Source organism: Microbacterium paludicola (assembly GCF_015235415.1).
GTDB classification, from domain to species: domain Bacteria; phylum Actinomycetota; class Actinomycetes; order Actinomycetales; family Microbacteriaceae; genus Microbacterium; species Microbacterium paludicola.
The window spans coordinates 1-19,192 of record NZ_JADGLL010000026.1 but is presented as its reverse complement, the minus strand read 5'-3'; the positions used below and the strand labels follow the sequence as shown (position 1 = coordinate 19,192).

Here is a 19,192-nt window from a genome sequence, read left to right as displayed (position 1 = left end):
CAGTGCCGGGGCCCATGTGCTCGACGACCAACTCGACGGCCAGCAGCTCGTGCGAGCGAAGCGAGCGTGCCGCGGAGCGGCCCCGCAGCGCGAAGCGCTGCCGCGGCGGAGCGAAGCGACGACGCCTCGCTCGCGAGGGCGCCGCTTGCGGCCCCGAGCGTGCGAGACTCAGAAAAGAATGTGCACCGTGATCGTTCGCGTCCCCGTGTCCTCCGCCGATCCGGTGCGCCTGCTGGCGGTGCGGGATGAGGATCCGCAGCGGCCGTGGAATCCGCTCGGCGAGTGGTGGCCCGATCGGCCGGGGCTCACCGGGGTGCAGGATCGGCTCGCCGGCGGTGCGTGGCTCGCGGCGCAGGGACCGCGGCTCGCCGTGCTGCTGAACCGGGCGGGGCATCCGGAGGGCGTGCGTCCGGAGGAGCTGGAGTCGCGCGGCGGGATCGTGCTCGCCTCGGTCGGCGGCGCATCACCGTCGGGGACGCCACGGACCCTCGGCTTCAACCTCGTCGAGGTCGACGGGCGCGACGTCGCGGTGACGTCGTGGGACGGCGTCGAGCTGCGCCACCAGGTGCTGAGCCCCGGCACGCACATGCTCGCGCACGACGACGTCGACGACCTCGAGACTCCGCGCATCGCCGCGTGGCACCGCCGCTTCGAGGAGGCCGGCGCCGAGGGCGACGAGTGGTGGGAGCCCTGGCTGCGGGTGCTTGCCGAGAGCGCGGCCCTCGATCCCGCGGACGATCGCGCGATCATCCGCGACAATCACGCCCACGGCTACCCGACGGTGTCGCTGCTCGCGTGCGTCGCCGAGATCGGCCCTGAATCGTCGGACGTGCGCTACGCGCAGCTCGAGCGCCCCGGCGAGTGGAATCCGCTCAGCTTCGACTGACCCTGTGCGGTGGAGGTCGCGGTCGGCGCTCGTTCCCGCACGCGGGCATAGCCTTGAAGGACCGAGTTCTTCCGGGAGGTGCGATGAGCGATCCCCGGCATGAGGCCGCCCGCTATCGGATCGCGCGCGACAACGGACCGGATGCCGCCGAGGACGAGCAGCAGAGCGGCACGTGGTCGACGCCCGAGGAGCGAGCCGCGGTCGTCGAGCAGGCGATCCAGCATGCGATCCGCCGCGGCGAGTTCGAGAACCTGCCCGGCGCGGGAAAGCCGCTCGCCGGGCTCGGCGAGAGCCACGATCCCGACTGGTGGATCCGCCGCAAGATCGAGACCGAGAACCTGCGCGGGCTCGGACCGCCCGCCCTGGCGCTGCGGGTCGAGAGCGCGGAGCTCGAGGAGCGGCTCGACCGCCTGACCCGCGAGCAGGATGTGCGCGACGCGCTCGAGGACTTCAACGCCCGCGTCCGGCACGCGCGGCTGCAGCTGCTCGGCGGGCCCCCGGTCGTCACCCCGACGCGCGACGTCGAGGCCGAGATCGCCGCCTGGGCGGAGCGTCGCGAGCAGCGGCGCGAGGCGGCGCGGCAGGCCGCCGAGCGCGAGGTCGCCGAGCGCCCACCGCGGCGGTTCTGGCGCCGCCGCGCGCGCTGACCGCGGGCCCGGGGCGGCGCGAGCGACGTCCTGTTCCCCGCCGCGAAACGCGGTTCGGATATACTCGCCGTGCCCTCCCCCGGGTGGAATCCGTTCGCCGCAATGCTCGTCGCCGAGCTGCCGTCGCGACCGGACTTGTCTACGTGGGGTGAGAGATGCCGGTTCTTCCGGAGTCAGATGCGCAGGATGAGCGCGAGCGGGCGGCAGCGCCGAGCGGCGGTGCTCGAGGTGGCCTTCTCCTGGAGGCACTCGATTCCTCCGGGGACGGCGGGCCCGCCCGCCTGTCCGATGCCGTCTTCGAGCGCGTGAGGGACGCGATCCTCGACGGGACGCTCGCGCCGGGATCCATGATCCGGGACGGCGAACTCGCGAAGCGGCTCGAGGTGTCGCGCATGCCCGTGCGCGAGGCGCTGCAGCGGCTCGCCCGCATCGGCGTGATCGAGGTCTCCGCCAGTCGGTACACCCGCGTCTCCCGCGTGACGCCGCGGCTCGCTCGGGAGACGCTCGAGTTCGCCGGCGGGCTTGCGACGTCGATCGTGGCGCTCGCGATGCCGTTGCTGACCCCGGGCGATCGCCGCGAGCTCACCCGGATCATCCGGGGCGCGACCAAGGCGGTCATCTCCGGCGGCCCGGCCGTCGTCGCGACGCGGCCGCTCTACCGGGAGTTCGCTCGCCTCACCAGCAACGGCTTCATGATCGCGATGCTCGCCGACATCGAGATCGCGATCCAGCGGAACCTCGCGCACCTCGCCGAGGACGACGAGCATCGCCGGGACGTGCGGGAGACGCTGGACGAGCTTCGCGATGCGCTGGAGCGCGGTGACGCGGCGTCCGCGGTCGCCGCGGTCGCCCGCCAGCACCGGCTCCACGACCGCCTGGTCGGCTGATCCGCCCGCCCGGTGAATCCGCTCCCCCGGCGGATCCGTGCGCGAGGAGAAACAACTTATCTTTCTTGGCCTGGCTCCAAGAATTCGTCCAGGATGGTTCGGAGCCTGCTCTGCGGGCTCGACACCGTCCTCGCCTGATCGCGGCTCGCTCCGCTCAGCGCGAGGGGGACCGGAGGGGGGCCCTGCGGCCCCGGGAGTCCGCGTCATCGGCGCCAGACCTCGGGGCCGCCGGTGTTTCCGCGTTCGAGTCGTCCGCGGCCGTCGCCTCCGGCGACTCGTCGGACGTGGTCGGCACATCGCGCGTCATAAATCGGGCGGCGAGGGCCCGCACCGCGAGGCCGAACAGGCTCCAGCGGCCGGTCGGCGCCTCGTCGTCCACCGCGATGTCGAGGCGGGGATGCTCGATCCCCTCGAGCGCATGGATCGCGAAGCCCTCCCCCAGCGCCGCCATCGCCTCGGTGAAGTCGCGCACCGTGTACGGCGTCTTCATCCGGTAGCCGTAGGCCTTCATCAGCCGCTCATAGAAGCGACTGAAGCCCTCGACCGACTCCTCATGCCGCTCGCGACTCGCCGCGCGCAGCTCGGGGGTCGTGGCCCCGGAGGCCCGCAGCGCGAGCGCGAGCAGGAACGCCTCGGTGTCGCGACTGCCGCGCCCCTCGCCGCGCCGCTCCGAGTCGAGCGCGTGCGTCCCCGAGGCGGCGCGGATGATCGTGTCCACGTCGGCGCCGTCCTCCATCAGCTGCTCGACCGCCGCGGTCGCGTTCTCGATCGGATCGGCGAACCGCAGCCGGAGCATCGCGAGCGCGAGATCGTGCTGGTACTCGGTCTGGTCGGCCCACAGCCGGTACGCGGCGCCCGTGGTGAGCCCCGCGCGGCGCAGCACCTCCTGCAGGCGGATGTGCTCCACACCGATTGCCGCTCCCCGTTCGAACAGCATGTCGAGACCGATCGACAGCAGCAGCTGCCGAGTCTCCTCACCTGTGCGACGTCTCACCCGACCATCATGCCCGGGGTCGGCGAGCCGGGGCAGGCATCCGGAACACGAGGCGGGCACCGTCGCAACCCCCTCCCCGGGGACCCTCGGATGTCGGAGCCTGGGGGACATGAGCAATCGCAACGACGCAAAGAAGCCCCTGGACCACCTGCCGCCCGAGGACGAGCGCGAGGAGGGGATCGAGACGGAGCAGCCCGCCTATCCCGGTGCCGAGAGGCCGAGCGGCGGTTCTCCCGTCTCACCCGACACCGCCGCGGAGCCGGATGAGCCCGGACGCCACGGACTGGCGAAACCGCCGCAGCAGGGAGTCTGATCCGATCTCCGCAGGGGGCCCTAGGAGTTCGGGGCTCCAGCGGGCAGAATGTCGGCGTGACCGACGCTCTCCTGGAAACCCTTCTCGCCCGGATCTCCGACAGCGGATTGGTCGACGATCCCGTGATCGAGGACGACATGGTTCACGGCCGGGCCCGGCTCGTGGGTCCGGATGCCGTCGTCACCGTGACGATCGATCCGGAGCTCGAGGACGTGCCCGATCCGGATCCCGAACCGCTCGCCGCCGCGACGACCCAGCTGCTGGAGATCAGCGCCACGCGCTGGACGGCGCTGATCGAGGAGGTCGCGGCCGAGATCGAGGATGCCGTCGTCGAGGACGACGAGGAGGAGCTCGTCGAGGACGTCGACCTGCGCGACGACCTCGAGATCGTCTCGGTCGTCGTGTTCGCGGACGCGTCGCTGCTGTCCTTCAGGGCCGAGAAGCAGTTCCCCACCGCCCGCGTTCTTGTGCAGCTCGGCGAGGACCTCGAGCTCGAGAACGTCGAGGTCGTGGACGGCGACGACCAGGACGAGTAACCGGCCGCGAGGCTCCCTGGAGGCCCGCCGGATTGTCCGTTCTCACGGGAGTTGTCACGAACTGAGACCGAAGACTCGCGGCACCGAGTCGGCCCGAGTCACTCGCTTCGTCTCACCAGAGTTGCGACGAGTTGCGTGGGTCCGTTGATGAGGGAGTTGACATCGTCCGGGCCCATACGCCGCGAGCAGCGCCCCGGGCGTCCCGCCCCGTTGGCATCAGCGTCGGGCAGCTTCGTTCCAGGCGTCCGCAAGTGGGGCGGGCGATCCAGTGATCGGCTTGAGGTCAGAACGCTCATCATGCAACGCGGATCCCGCGTACCCATGGGAGCAGGAGCCCTGCGTGGCTATGGCGCCTAGCGGTTCCGAGCTCGGCAGGCCAGTCGGGCGACGAGTAGAACGATGCCACCCCAGAAAAGGATCTGCGCGGCGGACCAGTAGACGTCAGCTGTGTGGAACATCAGCTAAAAGGGTACGGGCGTGAGGAACGGATCGGTGACAACTGATCGTTAGTGCCGGGAGGCGCTGGCGGGAAGGATGTCATCATGCCCGGTCCCTATCCGAGAGAGTTCCGCGAAGACGTCGTCGCGGTCGCCCGCCGCCGTGAGAGCGGCGTCACCATCAAGCAGATCGCCACTGACTTCGGAGTCAGCGAGGCGACGCTGCAGAACTGGCTCCGCCAAGCAGATGTCGAGGAAGGCAAGCGTCCCGGTCAGACGGCAGACGAGGCCGCCGAGATGCGAGAGCTGCGCCGCCGTAACCGTCTCCTCGAGCAGGAGAACGAAGTCCTCAGGAAGGCAGCGGCATATCTGTCGCAGGCGAACCTGAAACTGGGTGGCTCCCCAAAATGACGTACCCGCTCGTTGCCGAGCTCGCCGAGGCGGGGATCCCCGTCACGGTGTCGTGCCGGGTCCTGAAGCTCGCAAGACAGCCCTACTACCGGTGGCGCAATGACCCGATCCGCGACGCGGACGTCCTCCGCGCGTATCGGATCAACGCCCTCCACGACGCGCATGAGGACGACCCGACGTTCGGTTACCGATACCTCGCTGACGAAGCACGCCGCGCAGGGTGGCGGATGAGTCGCCGGACGGCGTGGAAGCTGTGCTCGCAGGCTGGGATCCTCTCCTCCGCGCAACGCCGCCGGCGCGGGAAGGGCAAGAAGGCCGGCCCACCCGTGTTCGACGACCACGTGCAACGCGTCTTCCGGGCCGATGCCCCGAACCGGGTCTGGCTCACCGACATCACCGAGCACCGCACGACGACCGAAGGCAAGCTTTACTGCTGCGCGATCAAAGACGTCTTCTCAAACCGGATCGTGGGGTACTCGATCAGCGACCGGATGACCTCGAAGCTCGCGGTCGACGCACTCCGCAACGCCGTCGCCCGCCGCGGCGATGTCGCCGGATGCATCTTGCATGCCCACAGGGGCAGCCAGTTTCGAAGCCGCGCCATGGCCCGGGAACTGCGCCGGCACGACATGGTCGGTTCGATGGGCCGAGTCGGCGCCGCGGGCGACAACGCAGCTATGGAGAGCTTCTGGTCGCTCCTGCAGACCAACGTCCTCAACCAGCAGCGGTGGACCACCCGGCAGGATCTGCGGCTCGCCATCGTCGTCTGGATCGAGCGGAAGTATCACCGGCAACGAGCCCAGGACTCCCTCGGCGGCTTGACCCCCATCGAGTTCGAGTCCAAGCTGGCCGAGCCGCTCACCCTCGCGGCCTAAACCACACCTGTCACCAGTTCGTTCCTCACGCCCGGGCGTGGTCGGCCGCACGTAGGACTGCGTACTCAGCCTGCAGGACGGCGTCGCGCGAATGCACGCCCAAGCGTCGACTCCCCGCGGGGCGACCGATGGTTGGCACGCTGGACCGCCCCCTCATTGAACTTCGCGGCCTCGAGCACGGCAGCCGACAGCAGCTTGGATGCCGAGGCTTGCTCCATCGCGCCGCCGCCGGCGGTCATCGCGGGCACGAGTGCACGTAGAGAGCCAAGTAAGGATTCTCGCGGACACGCGCGTGGAGCTTCACGCCTCGCACGAAGGGTCGAGGTGCTCGCCTTCCGGCATCTGATCCCCTCTGGGCCGGAGCCTCCGCCGAAGCCAGGGCGCTTCACCTGTCATGCGTCGCCCACGAAGTGCCGACTCGACGATCGCGCTCGGCCGTGAAGAACGCACCACGGGCGGGAGGCAGCACCGCGGTGTCTGCTGTGCGACGCTCTCAACAAGGAGCGATCTCACACCTCGCTGAATCTACGAGAACGGTCGCGCAATCAGGACGCTTCGATGAGTTCGAGCCCGACGAACTTCATTGGGGCGGTGCGGTCGCCGTAGAAGCAGGATTGCAGGGCGAGGTCGCCGGCGATGCCGATGAGGCCTTCGGTTGTGGCCCAGACCTTGGGTGTGTGACGGATGTCGATGACGCGGTAGTGGGTTGTCTCGCCGTCCCGTTCGAGGTCGATCTGGTCGCCGATCTCAAGGGGGAGGATGACGTCGCCGCCGCAGTTGTTGTGGGCGGCCCAGACTGGTGGCACGTCGTCGCGTTCGTAGGGGAGCATCTCGGTGAATGTGCCGTCACAGCGGTCGAGTTCCTGCTCGGTGCCGGATGCGCCCAGGACGGCGTGGGGGACCTCGCCGATCGCGGCGATGCGCCATCGACCGATGGCGATTTGGGCGTCGCCATACGCCTCTCCGACCTGGTCGGGCCAGAGCCATGCGCTGATCCCGATGGCGAGGCCGGTGACGAGCGCCGCGATCAGGGCAACGGTGATGAGGCGTCGAACTCGGCGTCGGGCACGGGCTTCTCGGCGGGTTCGCGATGGCGGTGCGGCGGTCATGCGCGGGTCCCGACGGCGGCGAACAGCGCGTCGACCCAGCGCGCGGCCTGGGCGAGCTGCCAGACGATCACGACGACATTGGCGATGGCGATGACGGTGGCGACGGCGGCCGTCGCGCGGAGCGTCTTCGGGTCAACCGACGGGAGGTTGCGACCGTACAGGCTCACGGTGATGGCGAGCACTGCCGGCAGCAGCCCGGCCCCGCCGAGCAGCAGCAGACGGATTCCGAGCAACGCGAGGACCGCGGCGAGCACGTCGACGCCGCTGGAGGGGCGCGGGAGCCGTCGCGGGATGCGGTACCGGGCGGGACGCGGTTGCGCGTCAGGCTTATCGGAGATGATTTCGGCGGTCATGGATGGCTGGGCACGTTGTGGCGGTGTTGTTCGGGCGGTGTCGGTGGATGAGGATCAGGGCGAGGGTCCAGCCGGTCAGTGCGGCGCCGGCGCCGATCATCCACCAGGGGAACGGGGTGCCGGTTTGTTCGAGTGCGCGGACCTCGTCCGCGGGCGGGTCGACGCGGGTGGCGTGGACGGTGAGCCTGTGGGTGTTGATGCCGATCGGGGTGCAGGTGACGAGCGTGAGGAGGTCCTGGCCGGGGACGATGTGGAGGTTCGCGATGTCGGTCGGGTCGACGGTGTCGCTGCCGGTGACTTCGTAGTAGAGGTCGCGTCCGAGGGTGGTGACGCGGATGAGGTCGCCGGGCCGCAGGCTGGCGAGATCGGTGAAGAAGCGCGCCTCGGGAAGGCCTGAGTGGCCGGTGAGGATGGCGTGCGTGCCGGGGCCGCCGACGGGCAGTGAGGATCCGTAGAGGTGCCCGATGCCCCTCTTCAAGGTTTCGTCGGTGGAGCCGTGGTAGACGGGCAGGTCGGCATCGATCGCGGGGATGGTGATGCGGGAAATGATCCCGGCCGGGTCGAGGGAGAGTTGCCCGAGGTAGTCGGTCGCGGCGTCATCTAGCGGGACGTCGCCCGCTCCGGGGGTGTTGCTGAACGGGTCGATGATCAGTCCGCGCGCGGAGGTCGCGTTGTATTCCTCGGCGGCTTCGAGGGCCGCCGCGGTCGCGTCGGGGTCGAGTTCGGCGATGCGGGCGCTCTGCGCCGTCACCTGCCCGTGTGCCGTGACATCGGAGAACCAGGCTGCCGCGCCGGGGTAGAGGAGAAGCCCGATGCCGGCCAATGCGATGGTCGCGAGCGCCGCCTGCTGGCGTCGCCACGCTTTGGTCTCAGCGGCCGTGCCGTCTTGGGTGACGTGTCGGACCTTCACCGCATTGGCGGCAGGGGATGCGACTACCTGCGTCATGGTGACCTCCTGGGCAGAGGTGGGCCCGTGTCGTCGGTTCCCCCGAATCGACGACACGGGCCCTGTGGGGAGGTGGTGCCCGCTTGCGAGGGCGCGGGCACCGGGGGGTCAGGAGAGCACGGTCTCCTGAGTCATGGCCGTCGCCACCGCGCGGCGGCGACGGTTGATGATCAGCAGCGCACCGGCGGCGATGACGACCATGCCGATGCCGCCGAGGGTGAACAGCAGCGTGCCGTTGCCTCCGGTGAGGGGCAGCATGTAGGCGGGAACCTGCTCGTTCGCCTTGGCGATCTCCAGCTGACCGGTCGTGTCGTTCGCGTCAGTACGCTCGACGGCCTGCCCGTCGACGAGGGTGACCTCGCGGACGGTCTCGTCGAGCTGGTACCCGGCGGGAGCCTTGGTCTCCTTCACCCAGTACGTGCCGACCTTCAGCGAGATCTTCGCGATACCGTCCGCGTCGGTCACGATCGTCTCGATCGGGGCCGCGTCGGGATTGGCCGCGGGATCGACGTTGTAGATCGCGAACTCGGCGCCGCTGAGCAGCTTCGCGCCCGCGGGCACCGTCACGGTGCCGTCGGCGTTCTCGACCACGGCGGGCGAGTCCTCGGCGTACTTGTAGATCCACAGGTCCGCCCACTGCGTGTCGGCCTCGTTGGACGGGTTGCCGGTGGTGTCGTCGTTGACGTACACGTAGGCGACGTTGGTGATGTTGCCGTCGCCGACAGCCGTCACCGTGGTGGTGAACACGGTCTCGACCGTGGCGGTCGAGGACGCGGCGTCGAGCTTGTCGAGACCGGCCTGCAGGAAGTCGACGCGGACGATGTCCTCGCCGTTCGCACCCGTCGCGGTGATCACCTTGTAGTCGGTGCCCTCGACGAGCGCGGTCGTGGTGCCGTCGACCAGGGACACGGTCACGCCGGTGTAGTCGAGGCGGGTGTCGAAGCGCTCACCGATGGCGTACTGGGTGTAGTCGGTGCCTTCCGGCAGGTTCGGCACCGCCGAGGACACGCGCCAGTCGACGCTGTCGCCGAGCTCGAACGCCGTCCCGTCCTCAGCGGTCTTGACCGGCTGGTCAAGGACCGCGTTCTTCGGGTACACGTGCGGGTCGTAGTTCCACTGGCCGGCGCCGTCGGCCAGTGGCAGCGTCACCAGGAACGGCAGCGCGGGCTGCACGATGGAGTTGGCGCCCGGGTCGGTCTCCTGCACCAGGTAGACGCCGACGCCGTCGAGCACAGCGTCGTCCCACACGATCACACCGTTGGCGTCGGTGACTCCGACGACCTCGGTGCCCTGCGTGTACGTCGCCGGGTCGGCGAGCACGTCGGCCGCGGTGAGCTCGTCGCCCGAGTTCGCGACGCCGTCGGGGTCGAGTGTCGCCCAGCCCTCGTTGGTGAGCAGGTCGATGTTCGTGATCCGGACGATCGTGAACTCGACGCCGGCGAGCGGGGTGCCGGCGGGGTCGGTGATCTCGGTGCCGTCGTTCGGGCCGAGGTCGCCGCTGTCGGGCTGGACGTACTTGTGCAGCGTGAGGCTGACCGGCGCATCCGGGTCGATGTTGCCGGTGGCGGCGCTGGCAGGGGCCGTGGCGGCGATGGCGGCGGTGAGTCCGAGCGCGATGGCTGCGGCTCCCGAGGCGATGCGCCGTAGGGCGCCTCGCGAGTGGATCGTGGACATTGGTTTCCTCCCCGTTGTCGGTGTGTGGATGGTGTTCTCAGGAGTGAGTCAGGGTGCGGCGGCGCAGGCGGGGCACGAGCCACAGCAGGAGTGCGAGGGTGATCACGAGGCCGCCCCCGGCGAGGTAGAGCGCGGTGCCGGGCCCACCGGCGATGGGCAGTGTGAGAGTGCGCTGCGCGTTCTCGATCGATCCGAGGTCGATGTGGAGCGCGGTCTTGGTGATGGTGACCGTGATGGGTTCGCTGGCTTCGGTGATGCGGTAGCCGGGCGGCGGGGTCACCTCGGTGAGGGTGTAGTCGCCGACGGCGAGCCCGGTGACGCTGAATCGGCCGTCCTGGTCGGGGTCGTCGATCACCAGCGGGGCGCCGGCCGGGTATCCGGGGCCTGTCAGCTCCCACACCGACCCGCCGACGAGGCTGCCCTCCGGGTTGTCGGTGGTGACCGTCCCAGCGACGGCCTTCATCCACGTGAGCGATCCGGGGGTCGGGTCGATCGGCGTGACCGTGCAGGTGGGGGCGTCCGGGTCCTCCGGCACGCACTCCGTGCTGGGCGGCGTGGGGGCGCCGGGCTTCAGCAGGAAGTTCGCCGCGACGTCGTCGCCGCGGTCAGCGGCTTTGACGGTGACCTGGTAGGTGACCGTCACGGTCTCACCGACCGGGATGGTTCCCTTGATCGCCAGGCGGTTCGACGTCGGGCCGGTGACGGTCAGCGCCGTGCTGCTGGCCTGCGCCGCCCGGGTGACGTCGGCGTCGTCGAGCACATGGGTGAGGTCGTCGACCATGTCCACGTCCACGGGTGCGCGCCCGCCGTTGGCGAAGTGGAGCGTGTAGGTCAGCACGGACCCGGCGGTGGTGGGCGTCGTGTCGGACTCGACGGTCTTCCACGCGGTGAGTTCGCCGGCGGGCAGGTCGACGGTGTCGCACGCGTCGGTGGTCCCTGCCGGGAGCAGCTCTTTCGGGATGCAGGCGACGTTGTGCAGCAGGTTGTCCCCGCCGCCGACGAACCGCACGGTGTAGTCGATCGTCACGGACTGGCCGGCGGTGAGCGGCCCCTGCCAGGTCAGCTTCTTGCCTGCCGCGTCGAACACCGGGGCCGGACCTGCCGACGCCTTCGCGGTGACGTATTCGGCGTCGTCCAGAACGCCGCTGAGGTCGTCACTCATCGAGGCGGGGCTGGCGGTGGTGAAGCTTCCCGGGCCGGGGTTGGTGAGCGTGACCCGGTAGGTGACTTCCTGGCCGTCCTTGGTGACCTGTGTGGTGGTCGTGTCTTTCGAGATCTGCAGCTTCGGCAGCAGGTACTGCGTGGTCGCGCACGGCTGGCCGGTCGCGGTGTCCGTCCCGGTGCCGGACGTGCAGGCGGGCGTGGGGCCCGGCGTGGAGCTGGAGGGAACCCAGGCCACGTTCCGGACCGTGCCGTTGCCTCCGGCCTTCACCACCGTGGAGTACGTGATCTGGACGGAATCGCCGGCCGCCAGGGCACCCTGCCAGGACAGCCGCGGCGCGGTGTAGCTGAGCGTGCCCGGCTTGTTGGCAGTGGCGTCGTTGCGGTAGGTCGCGTCGTCGAGCACGTTCGTCAGGTCGTCGACGACCCGCGCAGGATAGGACGTGGTGTACGGCACGGTGGTGGTGTTACGCGCCGTGACCGTGTAGGTGACGACATCGCCCACCTTGGTGTCGGCGGTCGCGGTGGAGGTTTTGGTGATCGCCAGCTGCGGCAGGGTGACATTCAGCGCGTAGTCCTCGACCTCGCCGGAGGTGGTCAGGCCGGTCGGAGATGTGGGGGCGGTGCCCGCGATCCGCAGCCGCATGTACGTCAGGTCGGTGCCGCGCGATTCCCGGGCGTCCGCGGGGACAGTCCAGGTGAGCGCCACCGAGGTGCCGGTGCACTGCTGGGCGTCGGACTTCTCGCCTGTGTCGAAGGTGCCGTTTCGGTTCCAGTCGATCCAGCCGGTCACCCATCCGGGACCGGTGCACGAGACACCTGACTGGGTGTACGTGTTGCCGGGGGTGACCGCGATCGTTCCCGGTTTCGGTATTGCGTCCTCGTCGGATTGCTGGGTGGAGTCGTCTCCGATCGCGCCGGCGGATGGACGGTGCGCGGTGTCGGGGTCGACGATCGCGCCGAGGCGAGTGAGCGGCTGCGTCTGCGAGCCCATGACGAAGGTGCTGTCGAAGATGTTCGTGGTGGTTCCTGCCACGAGCCCGCCGCCGGTCCAGCCGGGCTCGTAGAGCGCACCGGCAGTGCCGTACGACGCGGGGGCGTCACCGAAGTCGGAGTACAGGACCACGCCGAGCGCGACAGCGCTGTAGCCGGCGCCCTGCACGATGACGTTGGCGCTGGTGGCTCCCTGCATGAATCCGACGCCGATCGGGCCGGTCCAGCTGGTGTTCGTGTACGTGCATTCCCGGCCGCTCGGGCGCATCGTAAGCGCCTGGGTCGTGGCAAGCTCGGCGTTCGTGTAGGTGGTGCAGGCCGCCGTGCGGTAGCGGTCGATGATCCGCCACGTGGCGGTGGTCTGGAGCGGTCGCACGGTGATGTACTCGTTCTGACCGTCGGCGAAGTTGCTGGACTCGGCGTCGGCGACCACGAGGCCCGCGAGCGGGATCGCGACCCCGGCGAGGGTCGCCGCGCAGGAGAAGTCGAAGCGCACCTGTGCGCCGTTATCACGGTTGGAGAGGCCCGCGATGAGCTGGTTGCTCGTGCCGGTACCGCCGATGTTGTACAGGTCGTCGAGTCCGTCGCCACGCCAATTGCCCGACCGGTAGGCGGTGACCACGCCGGACACGTTCGAGATGGTGCAGCGCGTGACGAGCTGCTGACCGTCGATGGTGCGCGTGCTGGTCGCGACGGCGCCGTTGCTGATCACCTGCCCCGACGTGCCCCATTCGATCCAGTCGATCGATGTCAGGAAGCGCCCGGCTCCGCCCTCGGCGTAGCGCGCGTACGCGGGCGAAGCCGCGACCACACCGACCACGACCAGGAGCGCGGACAGCAGCGCGGCCAGGGCGCGGCCGCGTCGGCGACCGCGATGTGCTGGCTTCTGCGCGTGCGAACGCGCACGAGTGTTTCCCACTGCGACCCCTCCCCAGGCGTCGAGATCCGACGACTGGAGGCTATGCGGAGCGCTGCCCACCACTGAGCGGTTTCAGTGCTTGCCTAACCCACCCCTTAGGTGTATACCGCCTAGCCGAGGAGTGACGCGTGTCGGAGGATGGTCGCCAGCTCGGTGCGCGATGAGGTGCCCGCCTTGCGGTAGACGGCGGCGAGCTGTGCTTTGAAGGTGTTGCGGGATACGCCGATCCGTTCGGCGAGCGCGGCGATCGTCGCGGTCGGGTTTTCAGCGACCAGTACCGCGACGGTGTGTTCACGTTCGGTGAGGTGGAGGGGGTCGGCATCCTGCTCCGCGCGTTCCGGACGGAGCAGGTCGCGTACTGCGTCGGGTGGTTGGACGCCGGTGAGCTCGATGAGCTGGCGCAGATCGCGCCGCGGGATGATCCCGAGGCTGCGGGGTAGGTCGTGCGAGCGAAGCAGGGCGAAGACGTTCGTGATCGCGGCGCGTGCCTGGTCGGTTTCGCCGCGGCGGTGGTGGATCGCTGCGCGAATGGTGAGTCGTTCCATCTCGGCGCGCGGCCATTCCCGGGCGCGTTCGGGGCTGGTCGAGGTATCGAGGTCGGCTTGCGCGAGGTCGCCGAGGTGGAGGTGGATCGATGCGCGGAAGGTCGCGGTCCACGCCTGGAACGCACTGTCCGCGCAGGGGTCGAGTCGCCGGATGGCGCGTTTCCCGTAGCCGTGGGCGAGGTCCAGACGTGCGGCGAGGAAGGTGCTCACGTGGCGGCCGAGGACTCCGAGCGGCGGGTGCTCGCGCATGGTGTTGAGGATGTCGGCGGTGATCGCGGGAATCTCGGCCGGTCGGGCGAGCTCGAGCCGCCAGAAGGTGCGAAAGGCCTCGATCATAAGGGGGTGGTCGATCGCGGGCACCGATGCGCTGGACTGGATGTGCTGCAGCGCCGCGGTGGCGTCGAATCTGTCTGAGGCGGCGATCGCGAGTGCGAATCTCACCGATGCGGGCGGCTCCTTGTCGCCGGTGTTGGCGCGGTGCAGCGTGATCGCCCGGTCGCGCCAGTACTGGGCGGTGATGGTCCGGCCGGCGAGTGCGTCTGCGGCGGCCAGCTCGCTCGCGGCGAGCACCGCGGTGTGATGGTCGCCGAACCACATGGACCACGAGTACGCGAGGGAGAGCAGGTCGCGCATCTCGCGTCCGATGTCGCCGATGCTCGCGATGCGAGCCCATTCCAGGAGGTGTCGCGGAAGATCTGGTCCAAGTCGTTCGCGCTGTGGCGGCGGCAGGTGCCGGAATGCGGCTGAGGCTCGCTGCGCGTGCATCTGTGCGGCGGGGATGTCACCTGCTTCGCGTGCCGCTCTCGCGAGATGGGTGAGTTCTGACAGATGGCGTCTGAGTTCGCTGTCGTCCTGAGCTTCGACATGGGTCGATGGTGCCGCGAGGAACAGTCGGGTGTTGGCGATGAGCGTCCGCCAGCGCGGCGGCAGGTTCGCGTCATCACGGTCGAGGGTGGCGGTGACGGCGCGGACGGCGTGCGGCGCGTGTTGCACGAGCGCCCGCCAGTGTGTCTCGACGAGCAGCAGAGCGTGCTCGGCGTCGGCCTCCGATAGGGCTCGGAAGATGTCGGCGGTGATGCTCGCGATGTCGGGAACAGACGCCCAGTCCGGTCCGTCGCTCACATGTATCCCTCGCGACGGGCGGCGGCCCGCAGCGCGGTCCGATCGCTGACGTCGAACTTCCGGTAAAGCGACTGCAGGTGACCGCGTGCAGTGGAGCGGCTGATGCCGAGAGCGTCGGCCAGCTCCTGCTCGGTCAGGTCTCGCACCAGTCGGTGGATGACCCGTTGCTCCTGCGGGGTCAGGGTGACCCGCCTCTGAAGCGGGGGCGGCAGACGCAGGCCGCTGTCCATGATCGGCGCGATGCGAGCGGCGAGTCGGTCACCGGCGAGTGGGACGATGCCGCGCAGGTCCTCGTGCGGGAGGACCGCGAACGACATGAACGAATCATGTTCGAACCCGATATCCGCCGCCTGGGCGACATGCGCCGCGGCATCTGATGTTGCGCCGTCCCGAAGGTCCAGCGCGGCGAGCAGCACATGCCCGATCGGCTGAATGCAGGGCCACGTGTTCGGCTCGTCCATCGCGCGGTGTGCGTATTCGCGTGCGCGGTGTGGGACATCGAGCAGGAGATACGCGTGAGCGAGGACGGTCGCATCGAACGTTCCGGCGGCGATCTCCTCGTCGGCATACATCCGCACCACCGCCGCCGAATCGCCCGCCAGCCGCAGGATGTCCGAGCGTACGAGCCGGTTGTGGCCCGCGATGAACGGTGAGTCGAGCAGTGCCGCCGGGTACGCGGCGGTGATCGTGTCGAATTCACCCAGCAGCGCCACCGGGGGCGTCTGTTCGGTCCGGGCCTTGATGAGAGTTCGGGATCCGGCGACGAATGGCAACATCTCCCCGGCCTCGGAGAGACTGATCCCTTCGATCCGGTTGAGCCCGGCTGCCAGGTCGACGCTGTCCCATGCGCGCACCGCCTGGCCCAGCTGCCCGTGAACGTACGGCGATATGAGGCCCGGGTGTTCCTCGCCGATTCGCCGCTGCTGTCCCAGCCAGTCGTCAGCAACGCGTCCGAGACCGCTGAGGGAATGCACCCAGCCGAGCACTCCGGCCACATCGAACTGGGCGCGCGCATTCCCGACCTCGCCGGCGCGCTCGAAGGTTTCCGAGAGCAGCGGCATCGCCTGGTCGAAGCGACCGGCGAGCACGTAGGTCTGAATCCACTGAAACATCACGGTCGGTAGCACTTGCGCGGCCGCCGTATCCTCGCGTGCCACGAGTTCCGCGGCCTCTCTCGCACGCTCCACAGCGCGGATCGCGGCGAGGATGTCGCCGCTCGTGCGGGCGCCGGCGGCACGACTCGTCCACAGCACGGCTCGCTCCGCAGGGGAATGATGCGGTTGCGGATCGGGGGCGGAATCAGCGAACACGAGCGGACGCACCGCGGGATCCAGCCGGAGGTGGCGCGCGTAGGAGCGTGCGACGGCCCACGCGGGTCGCGCCGTCCGCACCGACTCCGGCATGGCATCAGCGACCACCTCGATCACGGAGACGTCACGCACGATGAGCGCCGCCCAGTTCATCTCCACGAGGTCCGCCGCCCCGCCCCAGTCTCCCCGCGCGAGGGCTGCGAACACCTCCCGTGTGATCCGCGCCCGCTTGCTGTCGCCTTCGGTACCGCTGTCAGAAGCGCCGGGGCGTCGTGTCGCGCTCATAGTGCACGATCCGCCCGCAGCAACGCCAGCACCCCGTTCTCCGCACGAACATCGTCACCCGCGAACACCGCTTCGATCAGGTCCGCGGCGGTGTCACGATTCAGGAGATCATCGACGGCTCCGGGGAGGCGACGAAGGTTCCTATCGATCGCAAGCGGTGCATCGCGGAGTAGCACGACGGGGAATCCGTCCGGGGCAAGGTCCAGGAGCGCCTCCAGAAGGCGCGCCACTGCGCCCGCGAACCCTGCCATGTCGCCAGCATCCGCCACCGCACGCAGGTGCGCAACGATGCCGGCACGGTCTGCGTCACCGAGTCCCGGCACCGCCACACGCATCAGCGCCGCGCTCAAATGGATCGCGAACGACAGGGACCCGAGGGCCTGCTGCGTGCCGACCGGCACGATGCGCGTGAAACGGCTCGCGGCGACGGCGATCCAGTCGTCGAGAAGCTCCTGGAGTTGCTCGAGGGTGAGCAGCTGGTCGACGGGGATGACCTCATCGCCCCGCATGTCGGGGCTTTGACCGAGGAACCCGATCGCGTACTGGGTGAACAGGTTCTTCACCGTGGTGAACATCCGCTCGACCTTCGCCTTGTGGGTGGGTGTGTAGCTGGCCGAGAGGTTCAGCGAGATCCCCAGGGTCTGGCAGGCGTCGACGAAGTGTCGGGAGACGTAGGTGGCGCCATGATCCGTGGTGATCGATTCGGGGAAGATGTACGGTTGCGCGTCGCGGTGGTCTTCGAACCGTTGTGCGAGAAGGTCATCGTCGCCGACCCACGCTTCGGCGACGGTGCGCCGGTACACGCGCACCCCTTCTGGTCGGCTGGCGTACGGGACCAGGGCGCGGGCGAGGATCACGATGAGGTCGATGCTGCGGGTCCCCACCGTCACGACCGCGGCGAGTACGGAGCGGCTGGACTCGTCCAAGAGGATGGTGAGGTCAGGGCGGACAGCCTCGCCGTCGCAGTCGACGAGGATCTCCATCGGGGTGGTGTCGATCAGCACTCGTTCCCCGGGCCGCATCCCGGTGCCTGCGCCGTGCGTGTGTCGCGGTTGATTGGCTGTCGACCGACGGGTGGGTGCTCGACCGAAGGTGTGTCGCCCGTCTTCGAGTGCCTCCATGATTCGGTACATCGTCGACCGGCTCGGCATGGGGACCACACCGGGCCCGTGGACGCGATCCAGCTCGTACTGTGTGAGCCAGATCGCGCGGTTCATCGTGCCAGTGGCCTTCGAGGTCTGTCCCTCGAGGACGGTGACGAGCGCCTCGATCAGCCGCGGGTCGTAGGCGCGCGGCCGCGGCTTCGCCAACCCGAACCGGCGCTGATCCAACAGGCCGGGCACCCCGTGCTCGCGCAGAGCCTTCTGCTGCCGCTGCACTTTAGACGCTGAATACGCGGTGCCGAGCCTCGTATTCACGTACGCCGCGGTCATCGCGTACGCGTCCGTCTTCGAGGTGCCCGAAGCCACCATGTCGTCGAGCTGATCGAGCGCGTCCGTCCAGACGTCGACCACTCGACGGTCAGCTTTGCTCAGACCATCGAGTGCTCTCAAGTTGACGAGCTGGGCCGTGGATCGCACGGTCGCCGGCTCAGCATCGCGTTGCAGGTCGGCAGTAAGGACCTCGATGTCGTCCTCGCCATCCGCGGGGCGGAGGGTGACGAATGTCGCGCCCACGATGACAACCTGGTGGCTGCTGCCGCGCCACCGGACCATCTCGCCCGGGTGGACGTTCATGACTCATCTCCGAAGTGGATGCGCGTGGCCATCGACAGTGGGCGCGTGAGGTCGACATGCACCCGTCGAGCCCAGATCATCGCGTATGCCGCGCCGATCCCTGATCGGGTCGACGCGCCCAACAGCCGGGCGAACTCTGCCAGTGACATCGCGCCCTCCTTGGGGAGCTTGTCCTCGGCGACCCCGTCCAGCCAGGCGGGGTCCCGGTAGCGGAGCAGGAATCGCAGGTTCGCTTGTGTCGCACCGGGCAGTGCGTCGAAGAGGAGGTATTCCCACCCGAGTGCGGACGCCAGCCTCCTGGTCAGCTCGAACTTCACTGCGTCTTCCGGCTCGATCAGATCGCGGGGCCGTACGTCGACCAGCACAGCCTGCCCGTCCGCCCGGCGCACGAAGTAGTCGGGCACGTGCGCGCGACGTGGGTCCCGCCAGCGGATCCACAATGGTTGGCTGGCCACCGCGCGCGCTGAGCCGGCGCGGTCAAGGCTCGCGAGGAACGCACGCTCCCAGAACGACTCGAACGGCACGTGCTGCCTCGTCGACGCGAGCCACAGGCGCCCCTCGAAGTTCCGCTTGCCCGGCCAGGTCACGAAATGGCGTACCGGGTCGCCCTCTTCCAAACGAGCGTCGGCCATCTCCGTCGGAGTCACGTGTCTCGGCACCCCGCGCCTCGAATATTCAAGGGTCGCATCCAGCGCGTTCGTTTGATCGATCGCGTCGAGCCACGCAGCCGTCCTGGTCACCGCAGACCTCCTCGCGGAGCGTCACCAGCAGGGTCTCCGGTGGCTCGGCTCCCGACTTACTGCGCAAGCTACTCCGCTGTCGCGGACTACGACGACGGCGCGCCGCGGACCTAGCAACTCTCGTGAGATATGGCAGGTCGGATGAGACACCTTGCAGGTCGAGTGAGAATCTTGCAACTCTCGTGATGTCCCTTCTCACGGTAGTTGTCAGAATGTGAGACGGACGTCATGCGGGATTACGCGAGTGCGGTGACTGCCGTACGGGTCGATCCGTCTCACGAAAGTTGTCAGTAAACGATCGGACACGCGAGCG

Annotated in this window: 16 protein-coding genes; 6 read left to right on the top strand and 10 right to left on the bottom strand. The window is 69.1% G+C overall.

Annotated elements, in window-relative coordinates; genetic code table 11:
• The first annotated feature begins 178 nt into the window (after positions 1-178).
• The 3 genes from IR155_RS10795 to IR155_RS10785 all read left to right on the top strand — a co-directional run bounded on the left by IR155_RS10795 (position 179) and on the right by IR155_RS10785 (position 2,420).
• Complete coding sequence (locus IR155_RS10795; RefSeq protein WP_135114839.1) at positions 179-886, top strand: NRDE family protein; 708 nt, start codon at positions 179-181, stop codon at positions 884-886.
• Between the two features lie 83 nt (positions 887-969).
• The gene (locus IR155_RS10790) at positions 970-1,533 is read left to right on the top strand and encodes a DnaJ family domain-containing protein (protein WP_135114838.1); all 564 of its coding nucleotides are present in this window, start codon (positions 970-972) and stop codon (positions 1,531-1,533) included.
• A 155-nt stretch (positions 1,534-1,688) separates the two neighbouring features.
• Positions 1,689-2,420, top strand: a complete 732-nt coding sequence (locus IR155_RS10785) for a GntR family transcriptional regulator (protein WP_135114837.1) — start codon at positions 1,689-1,691, stop codon at positions 2,418-2,420.
• Between the two features lie 154 nt (positions 2,421-2,574).
• Here the strand turns inward: IR155_RS10785 and IR155_RS10780 are convergent, their stop codons facing one another.
• Positions 2,575-3,414, bottom strand: coding sequence for a lipocalin/fatty acid-binding family protein (locus IR155_RS10780; protein ID WP_194210327.1), 840 nt, complete (start codon positions 3,412-3,414; stop codon positions 2,575-2,577).
• Positions 3,415-3,523: 109 nt separating this feature from the next.
• Between IR155_RS10780 and IR155_RS10775 the strand changes: the two genes are divergently transcribed.
• From IR155_RS10775 to IR155_RS10765, 3 genes are all read left to right on the top strand, one after another.
• The gene (locus IR155_RS10775) at positions 3,524-3,727 is read left to right on the top strand and encodes a hypothetical protein (RefSeq protein WP_135114836.1); all 204 of its coding nucleotides are present in this window, start codon (positions 3,524-3,526) and stop codon (positions 3,725-3,727) included.
• Positions 3,728-3,783: 56 nt separating this feature from the next.
• Positions 3,784-4,263, top strand: a complete 480-nt coding sequence (locus IR155_RS10770; RefSeq protein WP_135114835.1) for a cytochrome C5 — start codon at positions 3,784-3,786, stop codon at positions 4,261-4,263.
• Between the two features lie 542 nt (positions 4,264-4,805).
• A protein-coding gene (locus tag IR155_RS10765; RefSeq protein ID WP_409366557.1) for an IS3 family transposase occupies positions 4,806-5,986 on the top strand; the annotation gives its coding sequence in 2 pieces (ribosomal slippage) (positions 4,806-5,072 and positions 5,075-5,986; 1,179 coding nt in all).
• A 545-nt stretch (positions 5,987-6,531) separates the two neighbouring features.
• Here IR155_RS10765 and IR155_RS10760 read toward each other — a convergent pair.
• The 9 genes from IR155_RS10760 to IR155_RS10720 all read right to left on the bottom strand — a co-directional run bounded on the left by IR155_RS10760 (position 6,532) and on the right by IR155_RS10720 (position 18,879).
• On the bottom strand, positions 6,532-7,095 hold the full coding sequence (locus IR155_RS10760) for a hypothetical protein (RefSeq protein WP_135114834.1): 564 nt from the start codon (positions 7,093-7,095) through the stop codon (positions 6,532-6,534).
• Positions 7,092-7,448: a hypothetical protein gene (locus IR155_RS10755; protein WP_135114833.1), complete on the bottom strand. Its 357-nt coding sequence runs from the start codon at positions 7,446-7,448 to the stop codon at positions 7,092-7,094. Before IR155_RS10755 ends, IR155_RS10760 begins: the two co-directional genes overlap by 4 nt.
• Positions 7,423-8,394, bottom strand: a complete 972-nt coding sequence (locus tag IR155_RS10750; protein ID WP_135114832.1) for a class C sortase — start codon at positions 8,392-8,394, stop codon at positions 7,423-7,425. Before IR155_RS10750 ends, IR155_RS10755 begins: the two co-directional genes overlap by 26 nt.
• Positions 8,395-8,502: 108 nt before the next feature.
• Complete coding sequence (locus tag IR155_RS10745) at positions 8,503-10,068, bottom strand: SpaH/EbpB family LPXTG-anchored major pilin (RefSeq protein WP_135114831.1); 1,566 nt, start codon at positions 10,066-10,068, stop codon at positions 8,503-8,505.
• A 37-nt stretch (positions 10,069-10,105) separates the two neighbouring features.
• The gene (locus IR155_RS10740) at positions 10,106-13,141 is read right to left on the bottom strand and encodes a CshA/CshB family fibrillar adhesin-related protein (RefSeq protein ID WP_135114830.1); all 3,036 of its coding nucleotides are present in this window, start codon (positions 13,139-13,141) and stop codon (positions 10,106-10,108) included.
• A gap of 110 nt (positions 13,142-13,251) precedes the next feature.
• On the bottom strand, positions 13,252-14,808 hold the full coding sequence (locus IR155_RS10735) for a response regulator transcription factor (protein WP_135114829.1): 1,557 nt from the start codon (positions 14,806-14,808) through the stop codon (positions 13,252-13,254).
• A complete protein-coding gene (locus IR155_RS10730; protein WP_135114828.1) occupies positions 14,805-16,403 on the bottom strand; it encodes a helix-turn-helix transcriptional regulator in 1,599 nt (532 codons plus the stop codon). Before IR155_RS10730 ends, IR155_RS10735 begins: the two co-directional genes overlap by 4 nt.
• Complete coding sequence (locus IR155_RS10725) at positions 16,400-18,139, bottom strand: DDE-type integrase/transposase/recombinase (protein WP_135114827.1); 1,740 nt, start codon at positions 18,137-18,139, stop codon at positions 16,400-16,402. Before IR155_RS10725 ends, IR155_RS10730 begins: the two co-directional genes overlap by 4 nt.
• Complete coding sequence (locus tag IR155_RS10720) at positions 18,136-18,879, bottom strand: TnsA-like heteromeric transposase endonuclease subunit (RefSeq protein WP_135114826.1); 744 nt, start codon at positions 18,877-18,879, stop codon at positions 18,136-18,138. The genes IR155_RS10725 and IR155_RS10720 overlap by 4 nt, the downstream gene beginning before the upstream one ends.
• Positions 18,880-19,192 lie beyond the last annotated feature (313 nt).